General features: G+C 72.4%; 15 protein-coding genes and 1 other RNA gene. 12 read left to right on the top strand and 4 right to left on the bottom strand.

What is annotated here, in order from left to right:
- Window positions 1-15 precede the first annotated feature (15 nt).
- Window positions 16-1,116, bottom strand: a complete 1,101-nt coding sequence (locus ACIQUR_RS26595; RefSeq protein WP_403669005.1) for an isopenicillin N synthase family dioxygenase — start codon at window positions 1,114-1,116, stop codon at window positions 16-18.
- Window positions 1,117-1,442: 326 nt separating this feature from the next.
- Here ACIQUR_RS26595 and prfB point away from each other — a divergent pair, with 326 nt between their 5' ends.
- Window positions 1,443-2,558, top strand: coding sequence for a peptide chain release factor 2 (gene prfB / locus ACIQUR_RS26590; RefSeq protein ID WP_403669002.1), 1,116 nt, complete (start codon window positions 1,443-1,445; stop codon window positions 2,556-2,558).
- Window positions 2,559-2,684: 126 nt separating this feature from the next.
- On the opposite strand, the gene ACIQUR_RS26585 is transcribed toward prfB, so the two are convergent.
- Window positions 2,685-2,867, bottom strand: a complete 183-nt coding sequence (locus tag ACIQUR_RS26585; RefSeq protein ID WP_399944708.1) for a hypothetical protein — start codon at window positions 2,865-2,867, stop codon at window positions 2,685-2,687.
- A 246-nt stretch (window positions 2,868-3,113) separates the two neighbouring features.
- On the opposite strand from ACIQUR_RS26585, the gene ftsE reads away from it, so the two are divergent.
- From ftsE to ssrA, 5 genes are all read left to right on the top strand, one after another.
- Window positions 3,114-3,803: a cell division ATP-binding protein FtsE gene (gene ftsE / locus ACIQUR_RS26580; RefSeq protein WP_365035182.1), complete on the top strand. Its 690-nt coding sequence runs from the start codon at window positions 3,114-3,116 to the stop codon at window positions 3,801-3,803.
- 39 nt (window positions 3,804-3,842) lie between these two features.
- Window positions 3,843-4,766: a permease-like cell division protein FtsX gene (gene ftsX, locus ACIQUR_RS26575; protein WP_399944710.1), complete on the top strand. Its 924-nt coding sequence runs from the start codon at window positions 3,843-3,845 to the stop codon at window positions 4,764-4,766.
- 67 nt (window positions 4,767-4,833) lie between these two features.
- Entirely contained in the window at window positions 4,834-6,015 is a 1,182-nt protein-coding gene (locus ACIQUR_RS26570) for a S41 family peptidase (protein ID WP_403668997.1), read from the top strand.
- A gap of 18 nt (window positions 6,016-6,033) precedes the next feature.
- A complete protein-coding gene (smpB, locus tag ACIQUR_RS26565; RefSeq protein WP_399944716.1) occupies window positions 6,034-6,519 on the top strand; it encodes an SsrA-binding protein SmpB in 486 nt (161 codons plus the stop codon).
- Between the two features lie 119 nt (window positions 6,520-6,638).
- Window positions 6,639-7,031: a transfer-messenger RNA gene (gene ssrA / locus ACIQUR_RS26560) on the top strand.
- 156 nt (window positions 7,032-7,187) lie between these two features.
- On the opposite strand, the gene ACIQUR_RS26555 is transcribed toward ssrA, so the two are convergent.
- Window positions 7,188-7,337 (bottom strand): hypothetical protein, encoded by a 150-nt coding sequence (locus tag ACIQUR_RS26555; protein WP_403668993.1) that lies wholly within the window; start codon window positions 7,335-7,337, stop codon window positions 7,188-7,190.
- Window positions 7,338-7,518: 181 nt separating this feature from the next.
- Window positions 7,519-8,802: an MFS transporter gene (locus tag ACIQUR_RS26550; protein WP_403668990.1), complete on the bottom strand. Its 1,284-nt coding sequence runs from the start codon at window positions 8,800-8,802 to the stop codon at window positions 7,519-7,521.
- An 85-nt stretch (window positions 8,803-8,887) separates the two neighbouring features.
- On the opposite strand from ACIQUR_RS26550, the gene ACIQUR_RS26545 reads away from it, so the two are divergent.
- From ACIQUR_RS26545 to ACIQUR_RS26520, 6 genes are all read left to right on the top strand, one after another.
- The gene (locus ACIQUR_RS26545; RefSeq protein WP_403668987.1) at window positions 8,888-9,877 is read left to right on the top strand and encodes a LysR family transcriptional regulator; all 990 of its coding nucleotides are present in this window, start codon (window positions 8,888-8,890) and stop codon (window positions 9,875-9,877) included.
- A gap of 184 nt (window positions 9,878-10,061) precedes the next feature.
- On the top strand, window positions 10,062-11,423 hold the full coding sequence (locus tag ACIQUR_RS26540; RefSeq protein WP_403668984.1) for a nitrate/nitrite transporter: 1,362 nt from the start codon (window positions 10,062-10,064) through the stop codon (window positions 11,421-11,423).
- Window positions 11,424-11,542: 119 nt separating this feature from the next.
- Window positions 11,543-12,712, top strand: a complete 1,170-nt coding sequence (locus ACIQUR_RS26535) for a uroporphyrinogen-III synthase (RefSeq protein WP_403668981.1) — start codon at window positions 11,543-11,545, stop codon at window positions 12,710-12,712.
- Window positions 12,713-12,927: 215 nt separating this feature from the next.
- Entirely contained in the window at window positions 12,928-13,533 is a 606-nt protein-coding gene (locus tag ACIQUR_RS26530; protein ID WP_403668978.1) for a CGNR zinc finger domain-containing protein, read from the top strand.
- Between the two features lie 34 nt (window positions 13,534-13,567).
- Complete coding sequence (locus tag ACIQUR_RS26525) at window positions 13,568-15,862, top strand: HelD family protein (RefSeq protein WP_403668975.1); 2,295 nt, start codon at window positions 13,568-13,570, stop codon at window positions 15,860-15,862.
- 479 nt (window positions 15,863-16,341) lie between these two features.
- Window positions 16,342-17,766 carry an NAD-dependent malic enzyme gene (locus ACIQUR_RS26520; protein ID WP_403668972.1) on the top strand — a complete coding sequence of 475 codons (1,425 nt, stop codon included), beginning with the start codon at window positions 16,342-16,344 and terminating at the stop codon, window positions 17,764-17,766.
- Window positions 17,767-17,999 lie beyond the last annotated feature (233 nt).

Below are 17,999 nucleotides of genomic sequence, written 5' to 3'. Positions count from 1 at the left end.
CCCCGGCCGGCCCCGTCAGGGGACGATCAGCTCCGGGTGCCAGCGCCGGGCCACCGCCGGGTGGGCCCGTACCCAGCCCTTGAGCTCGTTGCGGCCGTACTCGGCGTGCAGCGGGTTGGAGGCGTCGTGCGCCACCCCCGGCGCGTCCTCCAGGTACGCGCCCGGCACGGTGTCGATCACGGCGTCCAGCCGCGGGTTGTAGAAGAACGGCACGGAGAAACGTTCCACCGCACCGGGAGGGCTCACCACCCGGTGGTCCGTGGCCGTCAGGTACCCCTCCGTCGCGATCTCCAGCAGCTCGCCCAGGTTCACCACGAACGCACCGGGCATCGGCGGCACGTCCACGAAGCCGCCGTCCTTCACCACCTGGAGCCCGCCCACCGAGTCCTGCAGCAGCAGGGTCAGGAAGCCGTAGTCCTTGTGCGCGCCGACGCCCTGGTCGGCCCCCGACGGGGCGGATCCGGGGTAGCGGATCAGCTTCGTGTGCAGGTGGGGCCGGTCGAAGGCCTCGTCGAAGAAGTCCTGCGGCGCCCCGATCGAGGCCAGCAGCTCCTTCAGCAGCCGGTGCGCCACCGCCGCCAGCCGCCGCTGCCACTCCAGCACCACCGTGCGCAGCTCGGGCAGGGCCTCGGGCCACTGGTTGGGGCCCTCCAGCCACAGGTACGCGGGGTCGCCGGGGCCCACCTCGGGCGCCGGGCGCTCGGCGCCCACGTCGAGCTGGTCGCGCCAGTCGGAGGCGCCGCCGGTCAGCTCGTGGCCGATCCGGGTGTACCCGCGGAAGTGCGGGGAGTTCAGGTTGCTGACCGCCAGCCGGTCGGCCTCGGGAAGGGCGAAGAACGCCCTGGTCACATCGAGGATCCGGGTCATCTCGGCGGGGCTGATCCCGTGGCCGGTCAGGTACAGGAAGCCGGTCTCGCGGGCGACCGCGTGCAGCTGCTCGCGGAAGGCGTCGCGAGTGGCCGGGTCGTCGGCCGCGCTCAGGTCCAGTACGGGCAGCGCGGGGGCGGCGGGCGCGGAGGGGGACGCGGGCGCAGCGGGCGCAGCAGGTGCGGAGGACGCAGGAGATGCGGAGGAAAGGGACGATTCGGTGGTGGAGGTGGGGTGCGCGGACGTCATGACGGCTCCGTTTCGGATGTCACGGGGCCCTGTTCCCCCAAGGGTGGCGGGGCGCGGGTGGGAGGGACCGACGGCGGAAGGGTGGGCCGTGGCCTGCGAGCCGCTGAACAGGACCGAAGCAGACGGAAGGAATGCTGGGGAATCAGTCCGGCGGCCGACAGCTCATGGTGGTGACGCGCATGTAATCCACGTGGCGTCGCATCACGAGCAGAAGAGTCATAAGCGAAAGGGTACGCCCGACGGCCCGGCGCGTCCCCGGACCCCCATCCGTCCCCTACGGGGAACTCCCGGGGAACGCCGGGCGCCGCAGCCGTTACGCTGGACCCGTGGCAGTCGTCGATGTATCCGAAGAGCTGAAGTCCCTCTCCTCGACCATGGGGTCGATCGAGGCCGTCCTGGACCTCGACAGGCTGAGGGCAGACATTGCCGTGCTCGAGGAGCAGGCCGCGGCCCCGTCCCTGTGGGACGACCCGGAGGCGGCCCAGAAGATCACGAGCAAGCTTTCCCACCTCCAGGCCGAGGTCCGCAAGGCCGAGACGCTGCGCGGCCGCATCGACGACCTCGCCGTCCTCTTCGACCTCGCCGAGGAGATGGACGACGCGGACACCCGCGCCGAGGCCGAGACCGAGCTGGCCGCCGTCCGCAAGGCGCTGGACGAGATGGAGGTCCGTACCCTCCTGTCCGGCGAGTACGACGAGCGCGAGGCCCTGGTCAACATCCGTGCCGAGGCCGGCGGCGTCGACGCCTCCGACTTCGCCGAGCGCCTCCAGCGCATGTATCTCCGCTGGGCCGAGCGCCACGGCTACTCCACCGAGGTGTACGAGACGTCGTACGCCGAAGAGGCCGGCATCAAGTCCACCACCTTCGTGGTCAAGGCGCCGTACGCCTACGGCACCCTCTCCGTCGAGCAGGGCACGCACCGCCTGGTGCGCATCTCGCCCTTCGACAACCAGGGCCGCCGTCAGACCTCCTTCGCGGGCGTCGAGGTGCTCCCGGTCGTCGAGCAGTCCGACCACGTCGACATCGACGAGTCCGACCTGCGCGTCGACGTCTACCGCGCCTCCGGCCCCGGCGGCCAGGGCGTCAACACCACCGACTCGGCCGTGCGCATCACGCACATCCCGACCGGCATCGTCGTCTCCTGCCAGAACGAGCGCTCGCAGATCCAGAACAAGGCGAGCGCGATGAACGTCCTCCAGGCCAAGCTGCTGGAGCGCCAGCGCCAGGAGGAGCGGGCCAAGATGGACGCCCTCAAGGGCGACGGCGGCAGCTCCTGGGGCAACCAGATGCGCTCGTACGTCCTGCACCCGTACCAGATGGTCAAGGACCTGCGCACCGAGTTCGAGGTCGGCAACCCGCAGTCCGTGCTGGACGGCGAGATCGACGGCTTCCTGGAGGCCGGCATCCGCTGGCGCAAGCAGCAGGAGACCGTCGAGAGCTGATCGCCCGGCGCGGGCCGGCCCCCCGGCCCGCCGAGGTGACGCACGCGACATGAGAAGGGCCCGGAGCGACGCTCCGGGCCCTTCTTCCCTACGGGCATACGATCGGGACGCGGCGGACCTGCGGGCTCAGCGTGCGAGCAGGGCCACGGCGGCCACCAGGACCACGAGGAGCGCGGCGAGCGCCATCGGGTTGAAGCCGGCGAAGGGGCTCTCCTGCTGGAGGCGCTCCCGGTTCGCCCGGCAGACGGGGCAGCGGCCCTGAGCGACGGGTGCCGCGCAGTTCGCGCACACGAGCCGGTCATATGTCATGCGCTCTCCTCCTCTCGTCCCTCCAGAGAACGCCGACGGGAACAGGACGGTTCCCACTACCACTGTGCCAGCTCCGCCGGCATTCGGCGCGGCCCGTCGGTGCAATCGCCCCCCGCACCCGTTCCCGACCGCCCGGAAACCCCGCGAGAACAGGGAGATATCGGGCATCTCCGGTCACCGACTGCCGCCCTCGCGCCGGGTCGCGTATGGTCACGCACACCTACTCCCGGCGACCGTGGTGCACCCGTGATCCGATTCGACAGCGTCTCCAAGTCCTACCCGAAGCAGAACCGGCCCGCTCTCAGGGACGTGTCCCTCGAGATCGAGAAGGGCGAGTTCGTCTTCCTGGTCGGCTCCTCCGGCTCCGGCAAGTCCACCTTCCTGCGGCTCCTCCTCCGCGAGGAGCGGGCGAGCCACGGCCAGGTGCACGTCCTCGGCAAGGACCTCGCCAGACTCTCCAACTGGAAGGTGCCCCAGATGCGCCGCCAGCTGGGGACCGTCTTCCAGGACTTCCGCCTGCTCCCCAACAAGACGGTGGCGCAGAACGTCGCCTTCGCCCAGGAGGTCATCGGCAAGCCGCGCGGCGAGATCCGCAAGGCCGTGCCCCAGGTCCTCGACCTGGTCGGCCTCGGCGGCAAGGAGGACCGCATGCCCGGCGAGCTCTCCGGTGGTGAGCAGCAGCGCGTGGCCATCGCCCGCGCCTTCGTCAACCGGCCGAAGCTGCTCATCGCGGACGAGCCCACCGGCAACCTCGACCCGCAGACCTCCGTCGGCATCATGAAGCTGCTGGACCGGATCAACCGGACCGGCACCACCGTGATCATGGCGACGCACGACCAGCAGATCGTCGACCAGATGCGCAAGCGCGTCATCGAACTCGAACAGGGCCGTCTCGTCCGCGACCAGTCGCGCGGCGTCTACGGCTACCAGCACTGACGCGCGGCGTCTCGAAGCCTCCAGCACTGAAAGGACGCCATGCGCGCCCAGTTCGTCCTGTCGGAGATCGGCGTCGGTCTCCGCCGCAATCTGACGATGACCTTCGCGGTCATCATCTCCGTCGCCCTGTCGCTGGCCCTGTTCGGCGGTTCCCTGCTCATGCGCGACCAGGTGAGCACGATGAAGGGCTACTGGTACGACAAGGTCAACGTCTCCATCTACCTCTGCAACAAGAACGAGGCGGAGTCGGGGACGAGCGCGACCTGCGCCAAGGGCGCGGTGACCAACGACCAGAAGAAGCAGATCGAGTCCGACCTGAAGAAGATGGACCTGGTCGAGTCGGTCCAGTACGAGTCCGCCGACCAGGCCTACAAGCACTACAAGGAGCAGTTCGGCGACTCCCCGCTGGTCACGTCGGTCACCCCGGACCAGATGCAGGAGTCCTTCCGGGTCAAGCTCAAGGACCCCGAGAAGTACAAGGTCATCACCACCGCCTTCGCGGGCAGGGACGGCGTCCAGTCGGTCCAGGACCAGCGCAGCGTCCTCGACAACCTCTTCCGGCTGCTGGACTACCTGAACAAGGCCGCGCTCGGCGTGATGATGGTCATGCTGATCGTCGCGCTGCTGCTGATCGTCAACACCGTGCGCGTCTCGGCGTTCAGCCGTAGGCGCGAGACCGGCATCATGCGGCTGGTGGGCGCCTCCAGCTTCTACATCCAGATGCCGTTCATCATGGAGGCCGCGTTCGCCGGCCTGATCGGCGCCGTCATCGCATGCGTGATGCTGATGGCGGGCCAGTACTTCGTGATCGACCACGGCGTGGGGCTGGCCAAGCAGCTGGAGCTCATCAACTTCATCGGCTGGGATTCCGTGATCACCAAGCTGCCGCTGGTGCTCGCGATCGGCCTGCTGATGCCCTCCATGGCGGCGTTCGTCGCGTTGCGCAAGTACCTGAAGGTGTGACAAGCGCCCCGGGAGCGGAACCGTCAACCGCCGGTTCCGCACCGGGGCTTGTCCTAGACTCGGCGCCATGCCGGGTCGTCCCGTCTCTTCTCTCCGGCCCCGTGACCTGCGTCGCGGGGCCGTTCTGACGTTGGTGTTCCTCGGCGTGCTGGGCACGGCCGCGGCCACCGGCTGCTGGGACCGCGAGGACGCCCTCGCGCCGCCGGCCCGCGCGGAGGGCCGTACGGGGGCCGTGGGCGCGGGCTACCGCGAGGCCGTCGAGCGGGCCGCCGCCGAGGCGATGGCCGACGGGAAGTCGGGCAAACAGGCGGCCGAGGAGGTCGTCAGCCGCAGCGGGGACCGCTGGGCGGTCGTCTACGACCAGACCGAGTACGCGGAGTTCGAGGCGGCCCTCGACGGCCACTACACCGGTGTCGGACTGTGGGTCGAGGCCGGCCGGGACGGCCGCATCCAGGTGTCCAGGGTCCAGCGCGGCGGGCCCGCGGACCGGGCCGGCATCCGCGAGGGCGACCTGGTGCGGAGCGTCGACGGCCACCGGGTGACCGGTCTGGGACCGGCCCGTGTCGTCGGGCTGCTGCGCGGCGAGGCGGACCGCGCCGTCGCCGGCACCCCGGTGGTGCTGGTGCTGGAGCGCGACGGCCGGACCCGTACCGAGACGCTGCGGCGCGAGCGGCTGAGCACGGAGCCGGTCACCGTGGAGCGGCTGCCGGACGGCGTGCTGCTGATCAAGGTCTCCGCCTTCACCAAGGGTTCGGGGGAGCGGGTGCGCGCCGCCGTGCGCGAGGCGCCCCGCGGCACCGGCGTGATGCTCGACCTGCGCGGCAACCGCGGCGGCCTGGTCACCGAGGCGGTCACCGCCGCCTCCGCCTTCCTGGACGGCGGGCTCGTGGCCACGTACGACGTACGGGGCGACCAGCGCGCCCTCTACGCCGAGCGGGGCGGCGACACCGGGCGCCCGCTGGTGGCGCTGGTGGACGGCGGCACCATGAGCGCGGCCGAGCTGGTCACCGGCGCCCTCCAGGACCGGGGCCGGGCCGTGACGGTGGGCACCCGCACCTTCGGCAAGGGCGCGGTGCAGATGCCGACGCAGCTGCCGGACGGCTCGGTCGCCGAGCTCACGGTGGGCCACTACCGCACGCCGGCGGGCCGCAGCCTGGACGGACGCGGCATCAACCCGGACCTCGTGGCGGCCGACGGCGCCGAGGAGCGGGCCCGTGGAGTATTGGGTGGCCTCGGGGTGGCCCCGTAGTGCGAAAATGACCGCACTATGGCTAAGGAAAAAGGGCGCAAGCTGATCGCCCAGAACAAGAAGGCGCGGCACGACTACACGATCCTCGACACCTACGAGTGCGGTCTGGTGCTGACCGGCACCGAGGTGAAGTCGCTGCGCCAGGGCCGGGCCTCGCTGGTGGACGGCTTCGTGCAGATCGACGGCCACGAGGCGTGGCTGCACAACGTGCACGTGCCGGAGTACAGCCAGGGCACCTGGACCAACCACAGCGCCCGGCGTAAGCGGAAGCTCCTCCTCCACCGGGTCGAGATCGACAAGCTGGAGTCGAAGTCCCAGGAGACGGGTCACACGATCGTGCCCCTCTCGCTGTACTTCAAGGACGGCCGGGCCAAGTGCGAGATCGCGCTGGCGAAGGGCAAGAAGGAGTACGACAAGCGGCAGACCCTGCGCGAGAAGCAGGACCGGCGCGAGACCGACCGGGCGATCTCGGCGGCCAAGCGCAAGGAGCGGGCCACGCTCTGACCCCGGCCCGCCCCCCGCGGGGCTGACCTGGACCGGAATAGGCTGGCACGGCCGTGCGTTGTTCCCGTACGATGTGCCCGTACCCCACGGAACTGGGGTGCACATTGATAAATCAACATGGGGATGATCGGTTTCGACAGCGGATGTCGAAGCAGGGGAAGCGAGCCGAGGAAGCGGCAATGATCTCGTAAACCATATGTCGCAACCAATAATCGCCAACACCAAGAGCGATAACTCCCGCTTCGCCCTCGCTGCCTAATTTTAGGTAACGAGCAGAAGCCTCTGTGAGGAGCGTCAGCCCGGGGGTGATCCCGACCCGGATCCTGGCGTCATCAAGGGATCTAAACCTCTAGCCCCGGTCACGGGGGTTGGAGGGAAACCAAACAGTGACTGAGCCCGTCGGAGACTTGTCCGCGTGATCTCCGGGGCCGAGAAAATCGCAGCGGACTGCGCTCGGAGAAGCCCTCCTTCTGCACCGTTGGACGCGGGTTCGATTCCCGCCATCTCCACTCATCCCATGTGGGCGAAGGCCCCGCTGCCCTGACGGGCGGCGGGGCCTTCGTCATGCCGCGGTGCGTGCGGCCCGTGCTCCTCGGTCCGAGTGGTGGTACCGGGCCTTGGGACCTTCGCCTCCGTGCCCCCGGCCCGGCGGACGGGCGGACGGTGCGTCAGTCGCCGCTGCCCGTGTCCGATCCGCAGCTGCTCCAGCTGTTCGAGCTGCTGCCCTTCGACTTGCCGCCTGAGGCGAGGATCTTCAGCAGGACGTCCGCGACCGTGGAGACGACGCGCATCCAGCGGGGGGTGTCGGTGGTGCTCAAGGGGGTTCCTCTCGGCAGGGGCGGGGCGCCGGGGTGCGGCCGGCCGACGTGCCGACGGGCCGCTCCGCGTCCGTCGTGTGCAGGCTACGACGCCGGGGTGCGGCCGCGGGTTGCCCGGGCCGGCCGGTGGACCGGCCGGGCCGGGGCGCCGCCCGGCCGGGACGGTTCCGGCCGGGGGCCGCTACCGCGTGGCGCCGTCCCGGCGGGCCGGCCTGCGGCGGAGCTGGGCCGAGGACGCGACCAGCACGGCCACCGCCGCCGCCGGGGGCGCCAGGTACGCGACGGCGGGGCCCACCCGCTCGACCGCCCAGCCCCCGGTCGCCGCCCCCGCGGCGATCCCCGCCAGCAGCGCGGTCACCGCCAGGGTCATCCCCTCGTTCAGCCGCCCGGCCGGGGTCACCCGCTGCACCAGCGCCATCGCGGTGACCATCGCCGGCGCCGTGGCCATGCCCGCCGCCAGCAGTGCCCCGGCCAGCACCGGCACCGCACCCGTGGCGGCGGCCGCCAGCGGCAGGCTCATCAGCACCGTCATCGCCGCCACGCAGGCCACCAGCCGGCGACGCACCGAGCCCGCCGGGCGCAGCGTCCCGTACACCAGCCCGGCCGCGCAGGAACCGAGCGCCTGCAGCGCCAGCACGGGACCGGCGGTGGCGGTCAGCCCGTGCGCGTCCAGGAAGGCGATGGAGACCACCTCCATGGAGCCGAACACCGCGCCCATCGCCAGGAACATCACCAGCAGCGCCGGCATCCCCGGCGCCCGCAGCGGCCCCGGGCCCCGCACCGCCGCGGCCGGCGCCACCGGCGGCTCGGTGGCGCGCTGGGCGCAGAACACCAGCATTCCCGTCAGCAGGAGGAGGGCGCCGGCCAGCGTGCCCGCCTCGGGGAAGAGCGTCCCGCACAGGAAGGCCGCCAGCACCGGGCCGAGCATGTAGCACAGCTCGTCGGCGGCCTGTTCGAAGGAGTTCGCGGTGTGCAGGGCGGCTGCGTTCCGCGGGTCGCCGCCCAGCAGGTGCGCCCAGCGGGCCCGGGACATGCCGCCGATGTTCGGGGTGGTCGCGGTGGCGGCGTACGCGGCGAAGAGCGTCCAGTCCGGCGCTCCGGTCCGTACGCACACCACCAGCGCCAGCGAGCCGAGCACCGCGAGCACCGTGGCCGGCACGGCGATCCTGGCCTGCCCGTACCGGTCCACCAGCCGCGCGGTCCACGGGGCCACGACCGCGGTGGCGGCCAGGCCGGTCGCCGTCACGGCACCGGCCAGGGCGTACGAGCCGCGCTGCCCGGCGATCATCATCACCGCGCTCACCCCGAACATGCCCATGGGCAGCCGGGCGATCAGGTTCCCGGCGGTGAAGGCCCGGGCGCCCGGGGTGCGCAGCAGCCGCCGGTAGGGCCCGGCGGGGCGCGTCGGGCGGACGGCGGGGGAGGCGATGACCAGCGTGGATCCGGTGACGGTGAGGAGCGGCATGGAGATCACCTTCGCCCGCGCGGCCGCCCGTGGTCCAACACCTGTTCGGTGCCCATTCACGCATCCGGATTGTTAGTCTCCTGCGGTGACCGGGAACCCCAGGGCGGACGACATCGAACCGCGGCTGCTCCGCGGCTTCCTCACGGTGGCCGAGGAGCTGCACTTCACGCGCGCCGCCGCCCGCCTGTACGTGGCCCAGCAGGCCCTCAGCCGCGACGTGCGCCGCCTCGAAACCGCGCTGGGCGCCGAGCTGTTCGTCCGCACCACCCGGCAGGTCGCCCTCACCCCCGACGGCGAGCGGCTGCTGCCGTACGCCCGCCGGGTCCTGGAGGCCCAGGACGAACTCGCCGCGGCCTTCGGCGGGGCGGCCGCCCGCCCCCTGCTGGTCGACCTCAACACCGACGGACCCAGTTCCGCCCGCCTGGTCCTGGAGCGGGCCCGCGAACTCGCCCCCGGCCAGGAGCTGATGGCCCGCTTCGAGAGCGGCCTCACCCACGCCGCCGCCGAGATCGCGGCCGGCCGGCTCGACGTCTCCTTCGGCCGCTTCGCCGGACTCGACCCCGCGCTCCGGGCCCGGCTGGACCACCAGCCCGTCCGGTTCGAGCCGCTGGCCGTGCTGCTGCCCGAGGACCACCCGCTGGCCGGTGCCGACGCCGTGCCCCTCGACGCGCTCGCCGGGGAACGCGTCTACGCGGGTGCCGGGAACCCGCGCACGCTGGAATGGACCGACTACGCGCGCCGGCTGTTCGCCGGCCGGGGCATCTCCCTCGCGCCGCCCGCCCCGGTGGCCGTGGGCAAGGAGGAGTTCCGCCGGGTGATGGCCAAGACCCGGACGCCGGTGCTGGTGACCGTGGACTTCCTCGACATGCCCGGCTCCGTGAAGCTGCCGCTCGTGGAGCCCGTACCGCTCTCGCCGCTCTCCATGGTCTGGCGCAGGGGGTTCGGCCACCCCGGGATCGAGGCCCTCCGCACCGCCGCCGCGGAGCTGGCGGCCGGGCGCGGCTGGCTGCGGCGCCCGCCGGGCGGCTGGCTGCCCGGACCGGACGAGGAGCTGATGCGTACGGGCGGCCGCTGACCCGTGCACGGGTACCCCGCAGGCCTTGCCTCCCGTGCGCTCCGCCGCTCTCCCGCACCCCTCACATCCCGCCGCCCGCCCGGGTGAGAGCAACGTTCCGCGGCGGTCATCCCGTGGGCACGGGGGCCGAAACGCGCCATCCCTAGCGTCTGGCAGCACGGACACCAGAGCAGTGGAGGGCGTGATGGGCGCAGGGCGCACCGGGGGCCGCTGGATCGAGCAGTGGGACCCCGAGGACGAGGTCTTCTGGAAGCAGACGGGCGAGAAGACGGCCCGCAGGAACCTGATCTACTCCGTGCTCTCCGAGCACATCGGCTTCTCCATCTGGTCCGTGTGGTCGGTGATGGTGCTCTTCATGGGCCCGCAGTACGGGGTCGACCCGGCCGGGAAGTTCTTCCTGATCGCCACGGCCACCCTGGTGGGCGCCTTCGTCCGGGTCCCGTACACCTTCGCCGTCGCCCGCTTCGGCGGCCGCAACTGGACCGTCTTCAGCGCCCTGTTGCTGCTGGTCCCCACCATCGCCGCCTTCGTGGTGATGGAGCCCGGCACCTCGTACGGCACCTTCCTGCTGGTGGCCGCGCTCACCGGGGTCGGCGGCGGCAACTTCGCCTCCTCGATGACCAACATCAACGCCTTCTTCCCGCTGCGGAAGAAGGGCTGGGCCCTCGGCCTCAACGCGGGCGGCGGCAACATCGGCGTACCCGTGGTCCAGCTCGCCGGCCTGCTGGTCATCGGCACCGCCGGCGCCGCCCACCCGCGGATCCTGCTGGGCGCGTACGTCCCGCTGGTGCTCGTCGCCGCGGTGCTGGCGGCGGTGAGGATGGACAACCTCGCGCCGGTGAAGAACGACACCGGAGCGGTCAAGGAGTCGGTGCGCCAGGCCCACACCTGGATCATGGCCTTCCTCTACATCGGCACCTTCGGGTCCTTCATCGGCTACAGCTTCGCCTTCGGCCTGGTGCTCCAGACGCAGTTCGGCCGCACCCCGCTGCAGGCCGCCTCGCTCACCTTCATCGGCCCGCTGCTCGGCTCGCTCATCCGGCCCGTGGGCGGGTCGCTGGCCGACCGGTTCGGCGGCGCGCGGATCACCCTCGGCACCTTCGTGGCCATGGCCGCCGCCACCGGCGTGGTGGTCCTCGCCTCCGTGCGCGAGTCGCTGCCCGTCTTCCTGGTCGGCTTCATCGCCCTGTTCATCCTGAGCGGGCTGGGCAACGGCTCGACGTACAAGATGATCCCGGGCATCTTCCAGAACCAGGCGCTGGCCCGCGGCATGACGGGCGAGGCCGCCGACGCGTACGGGCGGCGGCTGTCCGGCGCCTCGATGGGCCTGATCGGTGCGGTCGGCGCCCTCGGCGGCCTCGGCATCAACCTGGTCTTCCGCGAGGCCTTCCTCAGCTCCGGGTCCGGCACCGGCGCCTTCGTCACCTTCCTCGGCTTCTACGCGCTGTGCTGCCTGGTCACCTGGGCGGTATACCTTCGGCGGCCCGCCCCGAGCCGCGTCGTCGCCCCGCACACCGAAACGGAGCCGCAGCTCAGCACCGTCTGAGCCGCTCGCGCCGCACCCTTGTTACGAGGGTGAAATACCGGTGAACCGAGCCTGACACGCCACGTTGGCAGGCTCGGTTCCCGCCGTACCGCCCCATTGCTCAAGGCAGGGACCCCGCCATGGACGACACCACACCCCGCCCCCCGGCCGGATCCGGAACCGTCACCGGCCCCCTGGCGGGCTTCACGGTCGGCGTCACCGCGGCCCGCCGCGCCGACGAACTCACCGCACTGCTCCGCCGCCGCGGCGCCGCCGTGCTGCACGCGCCCGCACTGCGGATCGTGCCCCTGGCCGACGACGGCGAACTCCTGGCCGCCACCAAGGAACTCATCGGCAACGCCCCCGACACCGTGGTCGCCACCACGGCCATCGGCTTCCGCGGCTGGATCGAGGCCGCCGACGGCTGGGGCGTCGGCGAAGACCTGCTGGCCCGGCTGCGCGCCGCCCGGCTGCTGGCCCGCGGACCCAAGGTCAAGGGAGCCATCCGGGCCGCCGGCCTGACCGAGGAGTGGTCCCCGGACTCCGAGTCGCTCGCCGAGGTGCTGGACCGGCTGCTCGCCGAGGGGGTGGCCGGCCGGCGGATCGCGCTCCAGCTGCACGGCGAGCCGCTGCCGGGCTTCGTCGAGACGCTGCGGGAGGGGGGAGCCGACGTCGTGGTCGTGCCGGTGTACCGCTGGATGCCGCCCGAGGACCTGGCCCCGCTCGACCGGCTGGTGGACGCCCTGGTCACCCGCTCCCTCGACGCGGTCACCTTCACCTCCGCCCCCGCCGCGGCCTCCCTGCTGTCCCGGGCCGGCGAGCGCGGGCTGCTGCCCGAACTGCTGGACGCGCTGCGCGGGGAGGTGCTGGCCGCCTGCGTGGGGCCGGTCACTGCGCTGCCGCTGCAGGCCCACGGCATCGAGACCGTCCAGCCCGAACGCTTCCGCCTCGGGCCGCTGGTCCAGCAGCTCTGCCAGGAACTGCCCGCGCGGGCCAGGACGCTGCCGCTGGCCGGGCGCCGGGTCGAGATCCGCGGCCACGCGGTGCTGGTCGACGAGGACCTGCGCCCCGTACCGCCCGCCGGCATGGCACTGCTGCGGGCCCTGGCCCGGCGCCCCGGCTGGGTGGTGGCCCGGGCCGAACTGCTGCGGGCCCTGCCGGGCGCGGGGCGCGACGAGCACGCCGTGGAGACCGCGATGGCCCGGCTGCGGAGCGCCCTGGGCACGCCGAAGCTGATCCAGACCGTGGTCAAGCGCGGCTACCGGCTCGCCCTGGACCCGGCCGCCGACGCGAAGTACGCGGACGCCTAGACAGGGCCTAGCCGTCGCCCCGCGGCGCGGCTCCCGGGCCCCCGCGCTTCCGTGCCACCGGCTCGCGGGCTGCGTCCCGGCTCGTCGTACGTGGCGCACGTGGTGCTCCTGGACGTTCCGGAACGGAGGCCGTGTCGGCGGGGTTCCCGATCGGCTCGGGGCGCGGCACTCTGGAGGCGGCACCCACCGGTCGCTTCGAGGGCGGTGACACGCGCATGACTGCGGGCGCGGGCTCGTACGGGCTGTGGTTCGACTCCGGGCGCGTCTGCCTGGACCTGGTCGCCACCGCCGGACCCGACGAACGGCTCGGCGAGACCTTCCGGCTGAGGCAGTGGCTGATCGGCACCGGACTGGTGCCCCTGGGCACCCCGCTCGACCGGGTCGGGTACGACTGGCTCCCCCAGTTCTGGGCGCTCCGCGACGACCTCGCCGACCTGCTGGCCGCCGCCCTCCGCGGGCTCCCCGCCGGCGAGGCGCTGGAGCGCGTCAACGCCCGGGCCCTGGCCGCCCCGCCCGGCCTGTGCGCCGTACGGGAGCCCGGCGGCGGACTCGCCCGGCGGCTGCACGGCGCCGACTGCACCGCCCTGCTGGCCGCGGTGGCCCGCGACGCGGTGGTGCTGCTGACCGACCCCGGCGCGGTGGCGCTGCTGCGGGCGTGCGACGGGGAGGGGTGCACCCGGGTGTACCTCGACACCTCCCGCGGCCACCGGCGGCGCTGGTGTTCCAGCGAGACCTGCGGCAACCGCGAGCGCGTCGCGCGCCACCGGCGCCGCTCCCTGGCCTTGCGGGAGGACTGTCCGCAACCGGAGGGGGTACCTTAGACGGTCGCCCAGAACGACCAGAAGGGGGCCCTTGGTGGCCGCGCAGGAAGCCACGGAAGAGACCGTCCGCGATCGGGAGATCGCGGTCGAACAGACTCATCTGGACCAGGTGTACCGCCGCCTCGAGGAGAAGATCCACGAGGCGGAGTTCCTGATGAACGACGCGGCCAAGCGCGGCCAGGTGGGCACGCCCGGCGCGCTCGCCGAGCGCGACGCCCAGGTGTTCCGGGCCGGCATCCACCTCAACCGGCTCAACAACGAGTTCGAGGACTTCCTCTTCGGCCGGATCGACCTCGTGCTCGGCAAGGACGGCGAGCGCGGCCCGGACGGCGCGTACACCTCCGTCGAGCCGGCCGACGACGCCATCCGCGAGGACCTCACCGCCGACATCGCGGAGACCCTGCACATCGGCCGCATCGGCGTCCTCGACGCCGACTACTCCCCGCTGGTCATCGACTGGCGGGCGCCGGCCGCGGCGCCGTTCTACCGCTCCACCCCCAAGGACCCCGGCCGGGTGGTCCGCCGCCGGGTGATCCGCTCCAAGGGCCGCAAGGTGCTCGGCGTCGAGGACGACCTGATGCGCCCCGAGGTCACCGCCCACCTGGACGGCCGCGAGCTGCCGGCCATCGGCGACGGCGCGCTCATGGCCTCCCTCGGGCGGGCGCGTACGCACTCCATGCGCGACATCGTGTCGTCCATCCAGGCGGAGCAGGACCTGGTCATCCGGGCCCCCGCCGCCTCGGTGGCCGAGGTGTCCGGCGGCCCCGGCACCGGCAAGACCGCGGTGGCCCTGCACCGGGCCGCGTACCTCCTCTACCAGGACCGCCGCCGCTACTCCGGCGGCATCCTGATCGTCTCCCCGACCCCGCTCCTCGTCGCCTACACCGAGGGCGTGCTGCCCTCCCTCGGCGAGGAGGGCCAGGTCGCGATCCGCGCGCTGGGCTCGCTGGTCGACGGGGCCGAGGCCACCACGTACGACGAGCCGGCCGTGGCCCGGATCAAGGGCTCCTCCCAGATGCTCAAGGTGCTGCGCAAGGCCGTCCGGGGCGCCCTGGAGCTGGGCGGCGCCCCCGAGCGGCTGCGCGTGGTCGCCTTCAACCGCCGCCAGGAGCTGGAGGCCGAGGAACTCGACCGGATCCGCCAGACCGCCCTGGGCGGCACCGCGCCCGTCAACCTGCTGCGCCCGCGTGCCCGCCGGCTGCTGCTGGACGCCCTGTGGGCGAAGTCCGGTGGCGCGAGCCGGCACACCGACCCCGAGCTGGCGGCCGAACTGCGCGCCAGCTTCGACGAGGACGTCTCCACCGAGGACCCGTTCATCGAGTTCCTGGACGCCTGGTGGCCCGAGCTGACCCCGCGCCGGGTGCTGGCCGCCATGGCCGACGAGCGGAAGCTCTCGCGCTGGAGCCGCCGGGTCCTCAACCCCCGCGAGACCCGTCAGCTGGCCCGTTCGCTGCGCCGGGTGGGCCCGGACGGCTCGGGTCCGCTGTCGGTGCACGACGTGGCCCTGCTGGACGAGCTCCAGGGCCTGCTGGGCGCCCCCGCCCGGCCGAAGAAGAAGCGCGACCTCGACCCGCTGGACCAGCTCACCGGCCTGGAGGAGCTGATGCCGCGCCGCGAGGAGACCCAGCGCGAGCGCGCCGAGCGGATCGCCGCCGAGCGCACCGAGTACGCGCACGTGATCGTGGACGAGGCCCAGGACCTGACGCCCATGCAGTGGCGCATGGTCGGGCGGCGCGGACGGACCGCCACCTGGACGGTGGTGGGCGACCCCGCGCAGTCCTCCTGGACCGACCCCGACGAGGCGGCCGAGGCCCGGGACGAGGCGCTGGGCAGCCGGCCGCGCCGCCGCTTCACCCTCACCGTCAACTACCGCAACCCGGCCGAGGTGGCCGAGCTGGCCGCCAAGGTGCTGGAACTGGCCATGCCGGGCATGGAGTCGCCCACCGCGGTCCGCTCGACCGGTCTCCGTCCGCGGTTCGCCGCCGCGGGCGACGACCTGGGCGCGGCGGTACGGGAGGAAACGGTCCGGCTGCTGGGCGAGGTGGACGGCACGGTCGGCGTCGTGGTGGCGATGGACCGCCGCGAGGAGGCCGCGGGCTGGCTGGCGGGCCTGGGGGACCGCGCCGTCCCCCTGGGCAGCCTGGAGGCCAAGGGCCTGGAGTACGACGCCACGGTCGTCGTGTCGCCCGCGGAGATCGCGGCGGAGTCGCCGGCCGGCCTGCGGGTGCTGTACGTGGCGCTCACGCGCGCGACCCAGCAGCTGACGGTGGTCTCCGACGCGCGCGACGAGCCGGACGCTGACGGGGTGCCGGAGCTGCTGCGCCGCTGACCCGCGCGGAGCGGCGCCCGGCCTCCGGGCGCCGCTTCCGAGATCGTCCGTGAGCCGTTCGGCCCGCGGCCGAGCGGGCGGCATGTGTCCAGGTCGTGGGCAACTCGGCGGAGGGGGGATCACTTCCGGGCAACCTTTGTTAGCCTGGGTGAGGCACCGGCTCGATCCAAGCCCCCGGGCCCAACCTTCGTCGCTTAGAGCGACCACTTGCCGCGAGGCGAGCATGGCGGGTCGGTGTCACAGTCGTTCACAGAGGTCCGCGTCCTTCTCCAGGGAAGGGCGCGGACCTTTTTTGTGCCCGGGCACACTTCCTTCACGTCAAGATATCTCGTATGGTGGAAGTGTTCTTCCGAAGTTTGTAGCTGGTTACCTGCTACCGGCCGGTAGGTGGGACGATCGGACAACACGTCCTGTCGCGTTCGCGCGCGATGTCAGGGGGGCGTGTGCAGCGAAGCAAGGGAAAGCAGAGGAACACGGCCATGGCAACGGCGCCCAGCGTCTCGTACTCGATGACGGTCCGCTTGGAGGTGCCCGCGAGCGGAACCGCGGTCTCCCAGCTCACCACGGCCGTGGAGTCCTCCGGCGGATCCGTCACCGGCCTCGACGTGACCGCCTCGGGTCACGAGAAGCTCCGTATCGACGTCACGATCGCCGCGACCTCCACCTCGCACGCCGACGAGATCGTCCAGCAGCTGCGCGAGATCGACGGCGTGACGCTCGGCAAGGTCTCCGACCGTACGTTCCTCATGCACCTCGGCGGCAAGATCGAGATGGCGTCCAAGCACCCCATCCGCAACCGCGACGACCTCTCCATGATCTACACCCCGGGCGTGGCCCGCGTGTGCATGGCGATCGCCGAGAACCCCGAGGACGCGCGCCGCCTCACCATCAAGCGCAACTCCGTCGCAGTCGTGACGGACGGCTCCGCCGTCCTGGGTCTGGGGAACATCGGTCCCAAGGCCGCGCTGCCCGTCATGGAGGGCAAGGCGGCCCTCTTCAAGCGCTTCGCCGGCATCGACGCCTGGCCGATCTGCCTGGACACCCAGGACTCCGACGCCATCGTCGAGATCGTCAAGGCGATCGCCCCCGGCTTCGCGGGCATCAACCTGGAGGACATCTCCGCGCCGCGCTGCTTCGAGATCGAGGCCCGGCTGCGCGAGGCCCTCGACATCCCGGTCTTCCACGACGACCAGCACGGCACCGCGATCGTCGTCCTCGCCGCCCTCACCAACGCACTTCGCGTGGTGGGCAAGGGAATTGGCGACGTCAAGGTCGTCATGTCCGGCGCCGGCGCGGCCGGTACGGCCATCCTCAAGCTGCTCATCGCGGCGGGCGTCAAGCACGCCGTCGTCGCCGACATCCACGGCGTCGTGCACGCCGGCCGCGCCGACCTGGTCGACGCCGACGCCGAGTCGCCGCTGCGCTGGATCGCCGACAACACCAACCCCGAGGGCTACACCGGCACCCTGAAGGAAGCCGTCGTCGGCGCCGACGTGTTCATCGGCGTCTCGGCCCCGAACGTGCTGAACGGCGACGACGTCGCGGCCATGGCCGAGGGCGCGATCGTCTTCGCGCTCGCGAACCCGGACCCCGAGGTCGACCCCTCGATCGCCCGTGAGACGGCGGCAGTTGTGGCCACCGGCCGCTCCGACTTCCCGAACCAGATCAACAACGTGCTGGTCTTCCCGGGCGTCTTCCGCGGCCTCCTCGACGCCCAGTCCCGCACCGTGAACACGGACATGATGCTGGCCGCCGCGAGCGCCCTCGCCGACGTGGTCACCGAGGGCGAACTGAACCCGAACTACATCATCCCGTCGGTGTTCAACGACAAGGTCGCCGGCGCCGTCGCGGGTGCCGTCCGCAACGCCGCCAAGGCGGCCGGAGCCTCCACGAACGGGCTGTGACGGGCCCCACGTCCGCCTGACCCCCGGCGCGTCGCGGGATGCGGGGCCGACGGGGCCGCTCTAGGGTTGCGGGGATGCCCGCAGCGGTACCGCGGTCCGCATCCACCGGCGGACGGAGCGTCACCGCGGCGTGACCGTGGCGCTTTTCGTGTGACCCTGGCGGGTGCCGGATTGGCTTTCCCGCCGCTGGTGGGGGCAGGATGCGTAACCGGGCGAGAGGGTCTGACGTCAGA

This window comes from Streptomyces sp. NPDC101132 (assembly GCF_044759225.1).
In the GTDB taxonomy this organism is placed as follows: domain Bacteria; phylum Actinomycetota; class Actinomycetes; order Streptomycetales; family Streptomycetaceae; genus Streptomyces.
Note: the sequence above shows the minus strand (reverse complement) of the source record. Positions and strands in the feature narration are given on the sequence as shown.